Source organism: Pseudomonas sp. BP11-1-1 (assembly GCF_052112105.1).
In the GTDB taxonomy this organism is placed as follows: Bacteria; Pseudomonadota; Gammaproteobacteria; order Pseudomonadales; family Pseudomonadaceae; genus Aquipseudomonas; species Aquipseudomonas alvandae.
The window spans coordinates 1-16079 of sequence record NZ_JAUTYU010000026.1; the positions used below are offsets into that span (position 1 = coordinate 1).

A 16079-nucleotide genomic window follows, 5' to 3' on the forward strand; every position below is an offset into this window, starting at 1 on the left:
TCCCGAACTCAGAAGTGAAACGATGCATCGCCGATGGTAGTGTGGGGTTTCCCCATGTGAGAGTAGGTCATCGTCAAGATTAAATTCCGAAACCCCTATCTGCTGACGCAGGTAGGGGTTTTGTTTTAGTAGAAGTCTTAGATTTTTACCGACACGTTGTTTCTGAACGGGTTGGTCACCGAATTTCTTGACGACCATAGAGCATTGGAACCACCTGATCCCATCCCGAACTCAGAAGTGAAACGATGCATCGCCGATGGTAGTGTGGGGTTTCCCCATGTGAGAGTAGGTCATCGTCAAGATTGAATTCCCGAAACCCCTGTCTGCCAGCGCAGACAGGGGTTTTGTCGTTTAGGGCCGGTAATCGGATCGTCCCCTAAATTGCTGTCCCGCTCCAGCAAACCCCGAGGCCGTTGCTATGCTTTGATTGTTGGGCGTAGGCAAAAGGCGCCCGCGATGTGACTGGTCATGGGGATTCCAATAATGAAAAACCCTTATGCTCCTGGCTTCTGGTGCGCTATTGCAGCGTTGTTGCTGCTTTCAGGTACCTATTTCTATGGCGTCATGCTGACCCATCAGATAGATAAGGCATTGATCTTCCTCGATAGCGTGTCTGCGCTGATCGGCGTCATATCCATAGCTGTTGTCGCCTGGGCTTCACTGCAAGGCCAGCGCATCAAGAAAAAACAACTCGAGCAAGGCAAGACCCTGGTGTTGATCTGGGATACAAAGGTTGCGCTACGAAGGGTCGAGACGGTGTTCGATCGCTATTTCTGGGGCAGTTATTGGCAACCGGGGCGCACCTTCCAGGAGGTCATGGGAGAACTCACCGGGACTCCTCTGGAAAAGAGTCTCGAGGCCTTGAAAATCCAGTGTGCCGCTTTGGACGAGCAGGTCGCGCAAGACGATTGGCATTGGCTCAACAATGCGCGCGAGCTGTGCGATGTCGCCAACGCCATGGCTCGGGAGCGCTACCAACTGGATTTTTGCGATGGGCGCGCAGATTCGTCGGGCACGGCGGTGATCAATCGTGATTTCGAAGTGCTGGTATATACCTGGACCGCAAGGCTCAAGACTTTTGATCATCAGCTCGACGAGATCGAAGTCCAATATTCGTAGACCATTTCTCAAGAACACGCTTTCCCCCCTTTAAACATTGGGCTAGCGTGCCTGCCTGATGCTAATCTCCCCACCACTTTTACAGCGTCGAGCCATAGCCCTTTGCGGGTCAAGGAAGACGACGATTTTTTCAACCATGGAATAACGATCGGGTCACTCATGAATAAATCAGCAAGCGTACTTCTCGGAATCGTTGTGGTTATCGGTGCCGTCAGCGCAGGTGGCGCCTGGTATACCGGCACGAAGCTTGAAGGAGTGCTGAATACCGCTATTGCCGACAGCAACAAGCAAATGCAAACGGCTCTGGCCGGCTCCAATGGCACTGCATCGATCGAACTGGTCTCCCTGGATCGCGGAACATTCAGCAGTACCGCGCATTATCGTCTCAAGGGCGAAGGCGAGATGTTTGGTAGCGAACCGGTCGAACTGCTGTTCGTCGATAACATCGAACATGGTCCGCTGCCCTTTTCCCGCCTGATGACGCTCAAATGGTTGCCAGTCATGGCCACCAGTCACACCGAGCTTGAGCGCACTCCGCTGACCGAAAAGTGGTTCGTTGCCGCCAAGGACAAGTCGCCCCTCAAAGGCGTGTTCAACCTGGGCTACGATCAATCCACCAACGGCACATTCGAGCTGCTGCCCCTGGATACCAAGCTGGATGAACAATCCCAGCTCATCTTTTCAGGCCTGAAGATCGACGTGGCTGCCAGCGCCCAAGCCCAAAAGATCAAGGTCGATGGCTATATGGACAGTTTCAAACTGACCACCGTCGCCGAAGACCAGACGCCGGTGCAAGTTGAGTTCAGCGGCCTGACATTGGCCAGTAACCTGACCAAGAGCACCTATGGCTACTACATGGGTGATAACACCCTGTTGCTGAGCAACAGCAAGACCAGCTTCGGCGAGCAGAAATCGGTGTTGGGCCTGAAGAACTTCGAAATGAAGAACAACAGCTCCGAAAACGGCACCAGCGCTTCGGGCCGTGCCGATTACAAGATCGGTGAGTTGTCGTTCAACGACAAAGTCATCGGTTCGGCGCAAATGGCGGTAAGCCTCAAGAATCTGGACATCCCAGCAACCATGTCGCTGATGCAGGTCTACCAAGCCAAGCTGCAGCCTTACGAAAAAGCCGCTGCCGAAGCGGCTGAAGCGGGCGAGCCAGCGCCAGAGCTGAACCTGACCGAGGCGGAAGAGGCACAGGTCAAGGCTGATCTGGAGAAACTCTTGGCAGGCGCTCCACAAGTCGCCCTGGAGAACCTGTCGTTCAATACCGCTAATGGTGAAAGCCGCGCGAGCCTGGTCGTCGATTTGGCCAAGCCGCAATCCATGGACTTGCCGCCTGATGAACTGGGCCGCCAACTGCTTGCCCTGCTGGAATTCAAGGTGAAAGTCTCCAAGCCGATGCTGGTGGACCTGCTGACTGTGCAGGCGCAGATGGAAGGTCAGACCGATGCCAAGCTGATCGCTGACCAGGCCACCGCCACCAGCGATATGTTCAGTGCCATGGCAGTGGGTACGGAGCTGGCCAAGCTGGAGGGCAACGATGTGGTCACCAACCTGCATTACGCGAACAATCAAGTCGATTTCAACGGCCAGAAAATGACCGTTGAACAGTTCTCGGCATTTGTGATGAGCAAGCTGGGCGGCGGCGTCGCCATTCAGTAATCCCGTTTCAGTCGTACCAGAAACCGGCCTGTGCATTGCGAACGGCCGGTTTTTTTTGCCTGTGAAAAAGTACCACGCTGAAATCTGCATGGATTCTGAAGAATTATGGCGTTCTGAAAGATGACCCTGCGCGCAGTGCCAGACTTGGCCCGTTAGAGCTTGGCTGGGTTCCTTTGACCCGGCCTCCTGTTTGATGGGCAAGGGGGCACTGCGACCCGGCTGGCCATGTAAGGATGCTGACGAATGCCGCGTACTGTGGGTCCTTTTATTCAATTCGGTTTGCGCCCGTTGTTTCGCGTCGCGCTGTGCAGCCAATTGTGCTGGCCGCTTGTGGCGTTGGCCGATTCTGGCTATGACCAGAAGGTGCTCGACGCCCGTGCAGGTCATTACACGCCCGCGTTGACCGTGTTGCGTCAGCTATCGGCCGGCCAGGCCAGCACCGCGCAGATCAGTGATCACCTGCAGATTGCCAGTTGGGCTGGCCTCGATGCCGAGGTGGCGACCGTCTATGAAACCCAGGGCCGCTATCGCGACCTGCCGGTCCAGGCGCTGACGGCTGTGGCGCGGTCCTATCGCAACCTCAAGCGTTGGGATTCGGCGACCGATTTGTATCGCCGCGCACTGGCGATCGATCCACAAAATCCCGATCTGCAACTGGGCCTGGCCCTGACCCAGGCCGATGCTGGCAAGCCTGATGAAGCCGTCAGCCGTGCCAAGGCGCTGGTTGCCGCCAAACCTGACGATCCAATGCGCCGTCTGGCTTTGGGTTATGCGCTGACCCGCGCCAATAATCCCCACGAAGCGCTATTTGAATACGACCAGGCGTTCACCCGTGCGGGTAGTCACAAGCCTGAGGTTGCGCGCGAGTATATCTATGCACTGCAACGTGCCCGGTTGCCGGAGCCGGCCCTGCGCCTGGCCCGTCTCCAGCCCGGGCTGATCGACCGTGGCGTGCAGCGCCGGCTTGAAGGCGATGTAGCGGCCGAGCGGGTGCGCCTGGCGGACATGGCCAGCCGCAGCGAAAAGGATCGCTTCGTCATCGCGGATCGCGCCCTGGTTGATTACGACAAACTGCTCGCCACCTGGACCCCGGTGGCCGAGGCCCATGAGGACGTCCTGCGCTGGCGGATCGACCGCATGGGTGCCCTCAATGCCCGGGCTCGCCGGGCAGAGGTGATTGCCGAATACCAGAAACTGGTCGCTGAAGGCGTCGGCATTCCTACTTATGCCTTGCGTTGGGTGGCCTCTTCCTACTTGGAGCAACGGGAGCCGGAGATTGCCATCGATCTGTATCGTCGCGTACTGACCGCGCCCGATGCCGACCCTGCGGATCGCTTCGAAGACAGCACGGCGCTCTATTACGCTTTGCTGGAAAGCGAACGCTCCGAAGAAGCACGCGCGCTTGCTGAGGATCTGGCGAAATCACAGCCGTCACGCGTGGAGCTTAAAGGGATGCCGATCGGCAACCCTAACGACGAATGGATGGACGCTCAGCAACTCGCCGCCCAGGCGGGCACTTATGGCGCTGACCTGCCTTCCGCCGAAGCGCGCCTGAACGACCTTGTCTATCAAGGCCCCGGCAACATCGGTTTGCGCCTGGCCCAGGCCGATCTGTATCAGGCCCGAGACTGGCCGCGCCGGTCCGAGAACCTGCTCAAGGAAGTCGAGGCGACGACGCCGCGTAGTCGCGATCTGGAAATCGCCCAGGCCCGCGCCGCGATGGATCTGCAGGAGTGGCGGCAGATGGATGCGCTCACCGACGACGTCGTCGCTCGCTATCCGGAGAACGCCCACGTCAAGCGCCTGCAACGCCAGCGCGAAGTTCACGACATGGCCGAATTGCGCATCGAAGCCTACACCGGCAAGAGCTTTGGCGGTGGCAATGGCGATGCTGGTGCGGTGACCGGCAGCCGGGACTTTGGTATTGAAACGTTGCTCTACAGCCCGCCCATTGACGAGGACTGGCGGTTGTTCGTTGGTGCCGGCTACGCCACTGGCGATTTCGAGGAAGGCACCGGTCATCATCGCTGGCAGCGCCTGGGCGTCGAGCGGCGCACGCGCGACATGACCCTGGAAGCGGAAGTCTCCAATCACTCGTATGGCTCCGGTGACAAGCAGGGTGCACGTGTGGCTGTGGCTCGGGACATCAACGACCACTGGCAGTACGGCGGCAGCCTGGATTACCTCTCGGCCGGCACCCCGTTGCGGGCTCTCAACAGCGGTATCCGCGCCAATGGCGGAAGCGGTTTTGTCCGCTGGCGGGCCGATGAGAGTCGCGAATGGCGACTGGCTGTCAGCCCGTCGCACTTCAGCGACGGCAACAACCGCCTCGAGACCTTGCTGACCGGCCGCGAAGGCCTCTACAGCGCCCCGAGGTTGCAAGTGGAAATGGGTCTGGAAGTCGGTGCCAGCCGCAACAGCGGTTCCAACGAAGTGCCGTACTTCAATCCGAAATCGGACTTCAGCGTCATGCCGACCGTGACCGCCAACCATGTGTTGTACCGCCGTTACGAAACCACCTGGAGCCAGCAATTCCAGGCCGGTGCCGGTACCTACAGCCAGCGTGACTACAGCACCGGTGCGATGGGATTGCTCAGCTACGGCCAGCGTTTGCTCTGGAATGACGTGCTCGAAGCCGGGGCCGCGCTGAGCTGGCTCAACCGCCCTTACGACGGCAATCGTGAAAGCGATCTGCGCCTGCTTGTCGACCTCACCTACCGCTTCTAGAAGAGTTTGAAAATGCCCGTCATTTCGCGATTCATCCTTCTGCTGGGAGTCTTGCTGATCAGCGCTTGTGCCCAGCAAGCCCCGGCGTTCACACCACCTTCGCAACGGCCGGTGGCGGCCAACGACGCGCCGTGGCCGAAAAACCACGTGCTTGGCATCGCCTACCACGATGTCGAGGATCTCGACCCCGACCAGGCTCTCGTGGCCGTGCGTACCGAACGCCTGATCGAACAGTTGGCCTGGCTGCGGGAAAACAACTACCAGCCGGTCACCGTCGACCAGATCATCGCCGCCCGCAATGGCGGCCCGGAACTGCCGCCGCGCGCGGTGCTGCTGAGTTTCGACGACGGCTACTCGAGCTTCTACACCCGCGTCATGCCGATCCTGCGCGCCTATAACTGGCCGGCCATCCTGGCGCCGGTTGGCAGTTGGGTCGACACGCCGCAGGGCCAATCGGTGGATTTTGCCGGTGTGCCGCGCAAGCGTTCCGAGTTCCTGACGTGGGAGCAGGTTCGTGAGGTTTCGAAGTCGGGCCTGGTGGAAATTGCCGCCCACACCGACGCCAATCACAAAGGTATCCTCGCCAACCCGCAAGGCAACCAGCAACCCGCCGCGACCACCCGGCACTACGATCCTGCGACTGGTCGCTACGAAAACGAGGCCGATTTCCAGGCTCGCATGCGCAAGGATGTGGCGGCCATTTCCGAAAAGATCCGCAAGGTTGCCGGCTACAGCCCGCGCGTCTGGGTCTGGCCCTATGGCGAAGCCGACGGCACTGCGTTGCAGGTCATCGGCAGCGAGGGCTACCAGATGGCGCTGACTCTGGAGGATGGTCTCGACAGCCTCGATAACCTGATGGATGGCCCGCGTTTCCTGGTGTCGTCCGATCCGGACGGCGCGCACTTCGCCGAAAGCATCTCTTCCGTGCAAACGATCGACCCGATGCGGGTGGTCCACGTCGATCTGGATTACGTCTACGATTCGGACCCGGCGCAGCAAGAAGCCAACGTCGGCAAACTGGTCCAGCGCATCTACGACCTGGGCGCCAACACGGTGTTCCTGCAGGCGTTCGCCGACCCGAAAGGTGACGGCCTGGTCCACTCCCTGTACTTCCCCAACCGTCATCTGCCGGTGCGCGCCGATCTGTTTGACCGGGTTGCATGGCAATTGCGTACCCGGGCCAACGTCAAGGTCTATGCCTGGATGCCGGTGCTCAGCTTTGCCCTGGACCCGAAACTGCCCCGCGTGCTGCGCTGGGATCCGAAGACCGGCAAGACCGGTGTCGCCCCGGACCAGTACGTGCGCCTGTCGCCATTCGACCCGAACGTGCGCAAGGTCATCGGCGAAATCTACGAAGACATGGCGCGGATGAGCTCGGTGGATGGTGTTCTTTACCATGACGACGCGGTGTTCTCCGACTTCGAGGACGCCAGCCCCGCCGCGATGAAAGTCTATGCCGCCCACGGCTTGCCGCAATCCATCGCCGCCCTGCGCGATGACCCGGCAGCCATGCAGCGCTGGACTCGCTTCAAGAGCCGCTACCTGATCGATTTCACCGCCGAGCTCACCGCCAAGGTCCGGGCGATACGTGGCCCGCAGGTGCGCACGGCGCGCAATATCTTTGCCGAGCCGATGCTCAACCCGGAAAGCGAAGCCTGGTTCGCCCAGAACCTCGACGATTTTCTCGCCGCGTACGACTGGACTGCACCGATGGCCATGCCATTGATGGAAGGGCAGACCCGCGAGCAATCGGGCCCCTGGCTCGAGCGATTGGTGGAAACGATCAAGGCCCGCCCGGGTGCGCTCAAGCGTACGGTGTTCGAGCTGCAAGCCCGCGACTGGCACAGCAAGCCGGTGGCCGACATCGAAGGCGAACAACTGGCCGACTGGATGGGGCGCCTCAAGCGTCAGGGCATGACCAGTTTCGGTTACTACCCGGACAACTTCATCGAAGACCAGCCCGCCGTGAAAGCCGTGCGGCCTGCGCTCTCCAACAAGTGGAATCCTTGACATGTTCGACAGACTGCTCGCCGTCCTGGTGCTGGCGATCGTCCTTGGGGTGCCCCTGGGCCTGATCTTCCTGGTCACCGGGCAATTCCTGATGGACTTCGTGTTCTTCTACCCGCTGTTCATGTCCGGCCTGTGGATCGCCGGTGGCCTGTATTTCTGGCTGCACTGGGAGCGCCACTGGCCATGGAAGGACGACACGCTGCCGCCGCCCCTGGCCGGCGAGCCGCTGATCAGCATCCTGGTCCCGTGTTTCAACGAAGGCGACAACGTTGCCGACACGATTCACGCCGCGCTGGGCCAGCATTACCCGAACATCGAAGTCATCGCCATCAACGACGGCTCCAAGGACAACACCGCCGAAGTGCTCGACCGGCTGGCCGCCGAGGACCCACGTTTGCGCGTGCTGCACCTGGCGGAAAACCAGGGCAAGGCCGTGGCCCTGCGCATGGGCGCCATTGCCGCGCGCAGCGAATACCTGGTGTGCATCGACGGGGATGCGCTGCTGGCGCCCAACACTTGCGCCTACCTGGTTGCACCGATGCTGGATAACGCCCGCCTCGGCGCGGTGACCGGCAACCCGCGCATCCGCACCCGTTCGACATTGGTGGGCCGGGTCCAGGTCGGCGAGTTTTCCTCGATCATCGGTTTGATCAAGCGCACCCAGCGAGTCTTCGGGCGGATCTTTACCGTGTCCGGCGTAATTGTCGCGTTCCGTCGCACGGCCCTGCACCGGGTCGGCTATTGGAGCCCGGACATGATCACCGAAGACATCGACATCAGTTGGAAGCTGCAACTGGACCACTGGAGCATCTTCTACGAGCCCCGCGCCCTGTGCTGGATCCTCATGCCCGAAACCCTGCGCGGCCTCTGGCGGCAACGCCTGCGCTGGGCCCAGGGTGGCGCCGAGGTGCTGTTCAAGAATATCCGCGGTATCTGGCAATACCGTCACCGCTACCTGTGGCCGCTGCTGTTCGAATACTGCCTGTCCACCGGCTGGGCGTTCACCTTCCTGTTGTCGGTGATCTTCTGGGGCGCCGGTAAATTCGTCGAGATGCCTGCGGCTATCGCAGTGGACCACCTCATGCCGCCGGCCTTCACCGGGCTGCTGCTGGCGGTGGTGTGCCTGATGCAGTTCGCGGTGAGCATCCTGATCGACCGCCGCTACGAAAAAGGCCTGTGGCACATCATGTTCTGGGTGGTCTGGTACCCGCTGGTGTTCTGGCTGATCAGCCTGTTCACCACCCTGGTGAGTTTCCCCAAGGTGTTGTTCGGACAGCATCAGAAGCGTGCCCGCTGGGTCAGCCCGGATCGCGGGATCAAACCGTTCGATGACGAAGAAGAGGAAGTGATCCGATGAAAATTATCAGGACCCGGCAGCGACCCTTTCTGGTGGTCATCGATGTGCTCTTTACGGTGCTGGCGTGGGTCGGGCTGTTGTATCTACTGGTGAACGGGCTGTGGCCGCTGTTCGACAGTCACGCCGGCCCGCGCCTGGGCGGTTCATTGTTCGACACCCTGGGGACGTTGCAGATCTACGGCTGGATCGCGTTGGCCAATGCAATCATCCTGATCACCTGGGCGCGTTATCAACAGCGCAAGAGCCGTAGCTTTGCCCAGCGACGGCTGCCGAGGCCGGCGGTGGACGACCAGGGCCTGAGCGCCAGTTTCAAGTTGACCGACGAACGCTTGGAAACCTTGCGCCAGCCTGGGTCGAAAATCATCCACAACAATCAGGATGGGGATATCAGCCACGTGGTGCCGCATTTCCATTTGCTGAGCCCGGACTTGCAGCCGCCGCCCCTGGCCCCGTTGGAGCGACCACGGGTGATCCATTTGCCGGCGGATCACTCCGCGTAAGCGCAGCTGCGACTATTTCTTTGTGGGAGCGAGCTTGCTCGCGATAGCGGAGTGTCAGGCAACCGTGTTGCTGCCCGAGCAGACGCCATCGCGAGCAAGCTCGCTCCCACAGGTTTTGTGGCGTTTTTAAAGACAAGCTACGCCGTAAAGTCCCGAACCAGCCGCCAAGCTTCATCCACGGGCAGCGGTTGTTTCATGCGCTGGGCCAGTGCTGCCATGGCCCGGCCTTCATCGCAGGCCACGACTGCCGCGACGAGGCCGTCCTTGCCGAGCAGCGCGATAAAGGGCGGATGCTCGGGTGTGCCTTTGAATTGCACCTCATCCCATTCCTCGGCGTGGCCCAGATAGTCGTAGCGCTTGCCGAAGTGATACGTCCAGAAGAACGGCACGTCTAGGTAATGCTCTTCACCTCCGAGCATATTCGTCGCGGCGATCCGGGCCTGTTGCTGGGCCAGGCGCCAATGTTCGATGCGCCGGGGCTGGCCGTTGAGGGGAAAGGTCGCGATGTCGCCCACGGCCCAGACGCCATCAGTCACGCGCATGCCGTCGTCGACGATCAACGATTCATCGTTCTCTCGTGGCAGGTTGGCGAACGGCTCCGTGGCCGGGTGCACGCCGACACCGATGATGACCAGGTCCGCCGCAAAGCGTTGGCCGTTATCCAGCACCACGGCTTCGGCGTTGCCCGTGCCTTCGATTCGCGCTGCTTCGCCTTCGCTGTGATACACCACCCCATTGGCCCGGTGCCTTGCCAGGATCGCCTTGCCGATGCTGTCGCCGAACTGCTTGGCGAACGGCACCGGATGACGGGCCAGGACGGTGACGCTCAGTTCGCGTTTGCGCAGGGAGGAGGCAACCTCCATGGCGATAAAACTGTCGCCGATGATCACCGCCTGTTGCCCCGGCTGGGTACGGTCGAGGATCTGCCGGCTGTCGGCCAAGGAGCGCAGGGTGAAAACATTCGGCAGGTCGAGCCCCGACAAGCCGGGCGTCTTGGGCACACCGCCGGTGGCGAGGAGCACCGCGTCGTAGCTCAACGTTTCGCCGTCCGCGAGGCGGATCTGGCGTGCATCCACATCAAGGTCGGTGACTTCGCCATGGCGCCGTTCGATGCGTTGCTGGGTGAAATAAGTTTCATCGCGCAGGGGCGGGGTCTTGTCCGCCGCCATGTCGCCAGCCAGGACATATTTGCTTAAGACGGTGCGGTCATAGCCGGCCTCGGCTTCCCGGTCGACCATGAGGATCCGCCCACCGAAACCCTTCTCGCGCAACGCAGCCGCGCACGCTGTGCCCGCCGCGCCGGCGCCGATGATGACGAAGGTACGCGGATCATCGGCCGGCGGGATTTTCTCGGCCGGCAGTGGTTGGTCATCGACCCAGACTTCGTCGCCGCGCACCTCCACGTGATAACGCTCCAGGCTGTCGAGGGCCGGCGGTTCGCACAGGGCGCCGTCTTCGGCGCGAAATGCCGCTTTGTGCCACGGGCAGATCAGCCGGCCGTGGCACACCGCCCCCTTGGCCAACGGTGCGCCGGCATGTGGGCATTTGCCTTGGAATGCCCGCACCTGACCGCCGGCCCGCAGCAGCAGGACGGGTGATTCATTGAGGCTGACTTCGAGGCCGCGGTCCTCTCGCACATCAGCGAGGCGGGCGACTTGATGCATGGGCATGGTCGTTCTCCGGCAGGCGTTTCCCGTTGGAGTCGAGCAATTGGAGTGAGGTTCAGCGTAATTGTCACTGCAACCGGGCCGGCGCTGCGGCTATAGTTCGCAGGCCGTCCATGGCCTGAACCGCATTCAAGGTGCCCGGTATGACCCGATTGACTTCCCTTTCCTCCTGGCTCGCGGCCGTCACCCTCGTGCTGTGCGCACAAGGGGGCCAGGCTGAAGAGCGTTTTACCCTGAGCATTCCCGGTGTGTCGGACGACCGCCTCTTCACCGCAGCGGCCGCCAGTGACGCCAACAAATGCGGCGGCAAGAATATTTCCCCGGCCTTGAGTTGGAACGCTGGTCCTCCGGGCACCCTCAGCTATGCCATCGTCATGCTCGACCCCGACGGCCAGCGGGGGCAGGGTGTCGATCATTGGATTCATTATGGAATCAAGCCCAGCACCCGGCAGATTCCAGCAGGCGCGGGCACCAAGTCCTCGCTGGAAGGCATGAGCGGTCTCAATAGCAAGAACACCCCTGGCTATATCGGCCCGTGCCCGCCCATTGGCGACAGTGCCCACCATTACCTGATCCAGATTTTCGCCCTGGACCTGCCGCCCGAAGCTTTGCCCGCCGGCCTGACTCGCACCCAATTGATGGAAAAACTCAACGGCCATGTACTGCGCAACAGCAGCGTGGTGCGCCGCTATCACCGTTGATCGTGCATAAACCCGTGGCGAGGGCGCTCGCTCCCGCAGGGCTGCACAGCAGCCCCAATCGTCACGGAAGTTGGCATCGAGCGCCAAAAGCGAGCACTATCGGCCCGTGTTCACTCATGCCGGAGGATGGCGATGACGCAGAAAACCGACGGCATCGCCCGCCTCAAGAACTGCCCCACCAAGGGCGACGAGATACGCCGGGCCATCGCCCAGAGCCGCAAGGATTTCCTGCCTGCTGACGAGGCCGCAGACGCCGAGCCAGGCCAATCGCCGGCGCAGCCCGTGGACAAAGATCCCGCTGCCTGAGCCGTTGCCTTCTTTCCACTCACTTTCAAACTTGCCTATGACTGCCTCGACTCATCTGCCAGACGCGCGGTTCAGCCGATCCGACTACAAGACCCTGGGCCTGGCCGCCCTCGGCGGTGCGCTGGAAATCTATGATTTCATCATTTTTGTCTTTTTCGCCCTGACCCTCAGCCAGCTGTTCTTCCCGCCAGAGATGCCCGAGTGGCTGCGCCTGCTGCAAAGCTTCGGGATTTTCGCCACCGGCTACCTGGCCCGGCCCTTGGGCGGAATTCTCATGGCGCACTTCGCCGATCGCCTGGGGCGCAAGCGGGTGTTCAGCTTGAGCATCCTCATGATGGCCTTGCCGTGCCTGCTCATCGGCGTGATGCCGACTTACGCGCAGATCGGCTATTTCGCCCCGTTGCTGTTGCTGGCGTTGCGCATCCTGCAAGGCGCGGCGGTGGGCGGCGAAGTGCCCAGTGCCTGGGTCTTTGTCGCTGAACATGCGCCGCTGCGACATCGTGGCTATGCCCTGGGGTTTCTCCAGGCGGGCCTGACTTTTGGCTATTTGCTCGGCGCCCTGACCGCCACCGCGCTGGCGCGGATTTATACCCCGACGGAAATCCTCGACTACGCCTGGCGCCTGCCGTTCCTGTTGGGCGGCGTCTTCGGCGTGATTGGCGTCTGGCTGCGCCGCTGGCTCAGCGAAACGCCGATCTTCATGGCGCTGCAAGCCAATCGTGAGGGGGCGGCGGAACTGCCGCTGCGCACGGTCCTGCGCGACCATCGCCACGCCTTGCTGCCCGCTGCGATCCTCACCTGCGTGCTGACCTCCGCCGTGGTCGTGTTCGTCGTCATCACCCCAACCGTGATGCAGAAAAGCTTCGGCCTGACCCCCAGCCACACCTTCGCCCTGAGCAGCCTCGGCATCGTTTTCCTGAACATCGGCTGCGTCCTGGCCGGCCTCATCGTCGACCGCATTGGCGCCTGGCGCACCGTCATGCTCTACAGCCTGCTGCTGCCCCTGGGCATCGCCGTGCTCTATGCCAGCCTGATCAGTGGCAGTGCCTGGCTGGGCCTGGCCTACGCAGTGGCCGGGCTGGGTTGTGGCGTGGTCGGCGCGGTGCCATCGGTGATGGTCAGCCTGTTCCCGCCGAAGATTCGCGTGTCCGGCATCTCGTTCACCTACAACATCGCCTACGCGCTGTGGGCCAGCATGACGCCGTTGGTGTTGATTGCGCTGGTGCCATGGAGCCCGTGGGTGTGCGTCGGATATTGCGTGGTGATGGGGGCGGTGGGCGTGACCGCGGCGGCGTATTTCCCGGGGCGGGGTGAGCGTGTTTATGGTTCGGCGTTAGCGTCGGAACCCTGACTACAATCCGCAAAATTTGTTGTAGGCCTTTTCTGAAACAGTATGAACCGACCTGATTCGAGGTAGATTCAACGCACATTGTGTTTACCATGGGCATCTCTTCTGTCGGGGAGCCTTGCATGAAAGCCAGTACAACCATTGCTACGTTTCGTCGGTTGCGGACCCAGCCATTGTGGCGGTTGTTGGCCTCCGATCATGGGCCGCTGACCCTGGGCTTGCTCCAGACCCATCTGTACGAAAGCGAGCGGGGTCTGCCCGCATCCATCTTCCATGAGCGTATCGAGCGGGAACTAGAAGAGCTTCGCGTGCGAGGCGAGCATCTGGGAACAGCGCAAAGCTATATAGCGGGCTGGCTGTCGGAAGGCTACCTCGAACGGCGCTTCCCGCCAGGCGCGTCGGAAGAAGAATATGAATTGTCCACCGCAGTTAGTGATTGAAGAGGTTGTGCATTCGTCAGGCTCCTTACACAGGAATATTGAGGGGGCTACATTTGGAACTGATCGCGCTGCTGACCAAGTCGGAGTCGTTGAGATATGAGCACGGATAACGCCAATACCTCGCAGTTCATCATCTACCAGAGCGAAGACGGGCGAACCCGGTTGGACGTGCGCTTTGTCGATGAAACCGTATGGTTGACCCAAGCCTTGATGGGAGAGTTATTCAGCACCACGCCAGAGAACGTGTTGATGCATCTGAAGAACATCTTCAGCGAGGGAGAGCTTGATCAACACGCAACCACTAAGGATTTCTTAGTAGTTCGTCAGGAAGGTACGCGCCAGGTAAAGCGCAATCTCAAGCACTATAATTTGGACGCCATTATCTCCGTGGGTTATCGCGTACAAAGCCATACGGCAACGCGCTTCCGTCAGTGGGCCACCCGGCAGTTGCGTGACTACATAGTCAAAGGCTTTTTGCTTGATGACGAGCGCCTGAAAAATCCCGATCAGCCGTTCGACTACTTTGAAGAGCTGACGCGGCGCATCCAGGATATTCGCACCAGCGAAAAACGCTTCTACCAGAAGATTACTGACATCTACGCCACCAGTGTGGACTACGACCCGACTCAGGAAGCCAGCATCAGCTTCTTCAAGACTACAAAACAAAGTGCACTGGGCAATTACCGGGCAGACTGCGGCCGAGCTTATTCACAATCGTGCGGACAGTGGTAAACCCCACATGGGCCTGACCAACTGGCGCGGTGCCAAGGTTCGCAAACAGGATATCTCGAATGCTAAAAACTACCTCTCGGCAGAAGAACTTAGCGCTTTGAACAATCTGGTCGAGCAATACCTGGTGTTTGCGGAAGGCCAAGCCATGCGTCGTATTCCAATGTCCATGGCTGAGTGGTTGAGAAAGCTTGATGGTTTCCTGAAATTGAACGACCGCGAAATTCTGGATAACGCGGGCCAAATTTCTCATGACCTGGCCAAGCAGCATGCCGAGTCGCAATACGAGCTATTTCATAAACTGCGCCAGCAAGAAGATACGGCGAGCTCTGATCAAAACCTCGCGGATCTGAGCCAGCTTGTCCACTCGCTATCGAGCAAGACCCAATCTAGGTCTTGACTGCGAGATTCCCGTCTGCGACAGGTGGCTAAGTTTTATTGGAATGGACGTCTAAGGTTTGGGCCTTTATGAGAATTCACCGCCTGGCAAGGTTAAGTGCCCGAAGTTCCAGCATCGCCTTTGACACTTACAAGTATTTGGCTGCGGTCTTTTTAAAGACACTCGCGTAAAAAATCCACAAAGGCCCGGGTGCGCGCCGAGCGGCGTCGGTCGTGGCTGAACACGGCGTTGATGGGGAGCGTCAGTGGCTGGTAATCGGCAAGCAGCGGGACTACCGTTCCCTGGCGAATATCAGCGGCATACAGCCATTGCGGGGAAAGCGAAACACCGAGACCGGACAGCACCATTTCCCGGATCGCTTCGCTGCTGTTGCTGGTGACGTTGCCCTTGATCGTCACTTGGTATTGCTCGGCTCCACGCTCGAATCGCCAGACGTCGTAATGCTCCAGCAGCGTGAAAGCCAGACAGTTGTGGTGGGCCAGATCGGCTGGCCGAAGGGGGCTTCCGTACTGCTGCAGATAGGCGGGGGTGGCATACACCTGTCGAGGACTGCCCCCCAGGGAAACCGCCACCAGCCCTTCGTTTTTCACTGCGCCGATGCGAATGGCAACGTCAATATTCTCCTTCAACACATCTTCGTTCTGATCGCTTAGCCGCAGGTCGAGCCGGACCCGTGGGTGACGTGCCAGAAACCGGCCCACCAGGGGCGCGATGCACAGTCGTCCGAAGCTGACCGGGGCCGTTACGCGCAGGGGGCCGGCGATCTGTTCCTGGCCATTGGCGAAACCGAGGCGTGCCGCGTCCAGGCTAGCGAGTATGTCCTTGCTCTCGGTGTAGAAATGCTGCCCCTGGTCGGTCAGCGCGGGATGGCGGGTGCTGCGCGCGAACAGCGCGCCGCCAAGGTGTTGTTCCAGCGCGCGGATCTGCTTGCTCACCGCCGGTTGGCCCAGGTTCAGCTCCCTGGCCACTGCCGAGAACGAGCCGCGCTCCACGACCCTTACGAATACCTGCATTGCCTCGAACAGATCCATAGGATTTGGCCTTTTGCTGGAATAAATCCTATCCATTATTGCTGACTTATCGGAATGCGTCGGCGCGCCCATGATGAAC

12 protein-coding genes, 2 rRNA genes and 1 pseudogene are annotated in these 16079 nt (G+C 60.4%); 13 read left to right on the top strand and 2 right to left on the bottom strand.

Annotated elements, in window-relative coordinates; translation table 11 throughout:
* The 8 genes from rrf (Q7C33_RS26930) to pgaD all read left to right on the top strand — a co-directional run.
* A 5S ribosomal RNA gene (gene rrf, locus Q7C33_RS26930) occupies nucleotides 1-79 on the top strand; the annotation flags it as partial.
* 107 nt (nucleotides 80-186) lie between these two features.
* A 5S ribosomal RNA gene (gene rrf / locus Q7C33_RS26935) occupies nucleotides 187-302 on the top strand.
* Nucleotides 303-483: 181 nt separating this feature from the next.
* Entirely contained in the window at nucleotides 484-1119 is a 636-nt protein-coding gene (locus tag Q7C33_RS26940) for an NADH:ubiquinone oxidoreductase subunit N (protein ID WP_198798004.1), read from the top strand.
* Nucleotides 1120-1278: 159 nt separating this feature from the next.
* A complete protein-coding gene (locus Q7C33_RS26945; RefSeq protein WP_030142211.1) occupies nucleotides 1279-2784 on the top strand; it encodes a YdgA family protein in 1506 nt (501 codons plus the stop codon).
* Between the two features lie 243 nt (nucleotides 2785-3027).
* Nucleotides 3028-5511, top strand: a complete 2484-nt coding sequence (gene pgaA / locus Q7C33_RS26950; protein ID WP_407684436.1) for a poly-beta-1,6 N-acetyl-D-glucosamine export porin PgaA — start codon at nucleotides 3028-3030, stop codon at nucleotides 5509-5511.
* 12 nt (nucleotides 5512-5523) lie between these two features.
* Complete coding sequence (pgaB, locus tag Q7C33_RS26955) at nucleotides 5524-7521, top strand: poly-beta-1,6-N-acetyl-D-glucosamine N-deacetylase PgaB (protein WP_407684437.1); 1998 nt, start codon at nucleotides 5524-5526, stop codon at nucleotides 7519-7521.
* Between the two features lies 1 nt (nucleotide 7522).
* Nucleotides 7523-8878 (top strand): poly-beta-1,6-N-acetyl-D-glucosamine synthase, encoded by a 1356-nt coding sequence (pgaC, locus tag Q7C33_RS26960; RefSeq protein ID WP_198798007.1) that lies wholly within the window; start codon nucleotides 7523-7525, stop codon nucleotides 8876-8878.
* A complete protein-coding gene (pgaD, locus tag Q7C33_RS26965; protein WP_407684438.1) occupies nucleotides 8875-9378 on the top strand; it encodes a poly-beta-1,6-N-acetyl-D-glucosamine biosynthesis protein PgaD in 504 nt (167 codons plus the stop codon). The genes pgaC and pgaD overlap by 4 nt, the downstream gene beginning before the upstream one ends.
* A 137-nt stretch (nucleotides 9379-9515) precedes the next feature.
* On the opposite strand, the gene Q7C33_RS26970 is transcribed toward pgaD, so the two are convergent.
* Nucleotides 9516-11048: an FAD-dependent oxidoreductase gene (locus Q7C33_RS26970; protein ID WP_407684439.1), complete on the bottom strand. Its 1533-nt coding sequence runs from the start codon at nucleotides 11046-11048 to the stop codon at nucleotides 9516-9518.
* A gap of 140 nt (nucleotides 11049-11188) precedes the next feature.
* Between Q7C33_RS26970 and Q7C33_RS26975 the strand changes: the two genes are divergently transcribed.
* From Q7C33_RS26975 to Q7C33_RS26995, 5 genes and pseudogenes are all read left to right on the top strand, one after another.
* Complete coding sequence (locus tag Q7C33_RS26975) at nucleotides 11189-11746, top strand: YbhB/YbcL family Raf kinase inhibitor-like protein (protein WP_407684440.1); 558 nt, start codon at nucleotides 11189-11191, stop codon at nucleotides 11744-11746.
* A gap of 132 nt (nucleotides 11747-11878) precedes the next feature.
* Nucleotides 11879-12052 carry a hypothetical protein gene (locus tag Q7C33_RS26980; RefSeq protein WP_181290589.1) on the top strand — a complete coding sequence of 58 codons (174 nt, stop codon included), beginning with the start codon at nucleotides 11879-11881 and terminating at the stop codon, nucleotides 12050-12052.
* 37 nt (nucleotides 12053-12089) lie between these two features.
* Nucleotides 12090-13403: an MFS transporter gene (locus Q7C33_RS26985; RefSeq protein WP_198798010.1), complete on the top strand. Its 1314-nt coding sequence runs from the start codon at nucleotides 12090-12092 to the stop codon at nucleotides 13401-13403.
* Nucleotides 13404-13522: 119 nt separating this feature from the next.
* A complete protein-coding gene (locus tag Q7C33_RS26990) occupies nucleotides 13523-13840 on the top strand; it encodes a DUF3375 family protein (protein WP_030142202.1) in 318 nt (105 codons plus the stop codon).
* Nucleotides 13841-14089: 249 nt separating this feature from the next.
* Nucleotides 14090-14969: pseudogene (locus Q7C33_RS26995) on the top strand (virulence RhuM family protein).
* Nucleotides 14970-15121: 152 nt separating this feature from the next.
* Here the strand turns inward: Q7C33_RS26995 and Q7C33_RS27000 are convergent.
* Complete coding sequence (locus Q7C33_RS27000; RefSeq protein WP_407684441.1) at nucleotides 15122-16000, bottom strand: LysR family transcriptional regulator; 879 nt, start codon at nucleotides 15998-16000, stop codon at nucleotides 15122-15124.
* Nucleotides 16001-16079: the final 79 nt, after the last annotated feature.

Excerpts from the sequence above, each read along its gene's own strand:
- Q7C33_RS26980 (WP_181290589.1), top strand. The coding sequence starts at position 11,879 with ATGACGCAGAAAACCGACGGCATCGCCCGCCTCAAGAACTGCCCCACC.
- Q7C33_RS26940 (WP_198798004.1), top strand. The coding sequence starts at position 484 with ATGAAAAACCCTTATGCTCCTGGCTTCTGGTGCGCTATTGCAGCGTTG.
- Q7C33_RS26975 (WP_407684440.1), top strand. The coding sequence starts at position 11,189 with ATGACCCGATTGACTTCCCTTTCCTCCTGGCTCGCGGCCGTCACCCTC.
- Q7C33_RS26970 (WP_407684439.1), bottom strand. The coding sequence starts at position 11,048 with ATGCCCATGCATCAAGTCGCCCGCCTCGCTGATGTGCGAGAGGACCGC.
- Q7C33_RS26945 (WP_030142211.1), top strand. The coding sequence starts at position 1,279 with ATGAATAAATCAGCAAGCGTACTTCTCGGAATCGTTGTGGTTATCGGT.
- pgaB (WP_407684437.1), top strand. The coding sequence starts at position 5,524 with ATGCCCGTCATTTCGCGATTCATCCTTCTGCTGGGAGTCTTGCTGATC.
- Q7C33_RS26990 (WP_030142202.1), top strand. The coding sequence starts at position 13,523 with ATGAAAGCCAGTACAACCATTGCTACGTTTCGTCGGTTGCGGACCCAG.
- Q7C33_RS27000 (WP_407684441.1), bottom strand. The coding sequence starts at position 16,000 with ATGGATCTGTTCGAGGCAATGCAGGTATTCGTAAGGGTCGTGGAGCGC.
- pgaA (WP_407684436.1), top strand. The coding sequence starts at position 3,028 with ATGCCGCGTACTGTGGGTCCTTTTATTCAATTCGGTTTGCGCCCGTTG.
- pgaD (WP_407684438.1), top strand. The coding sequence starts at position 8,875 with ATGAAAATTATCAGGACCCGGCAGCGACCCTTTCTGGTGGTCATCGAT.
- pgaC (WP_198798007.1), top strand. The coding sequence starts at position 7,523 with ATGTTCGACAGACTGCTCGCCGTCCTGGTGCTGGCGATCGTCCTTGGG.
- Q7C33_RS26985 (WP_198798010.1), top strand. The coding sequence starts at position 12,090 with ATGACTGCCTCGACTCATCTGCCAGACGCGCGGTTCAGCCGATCCGAC.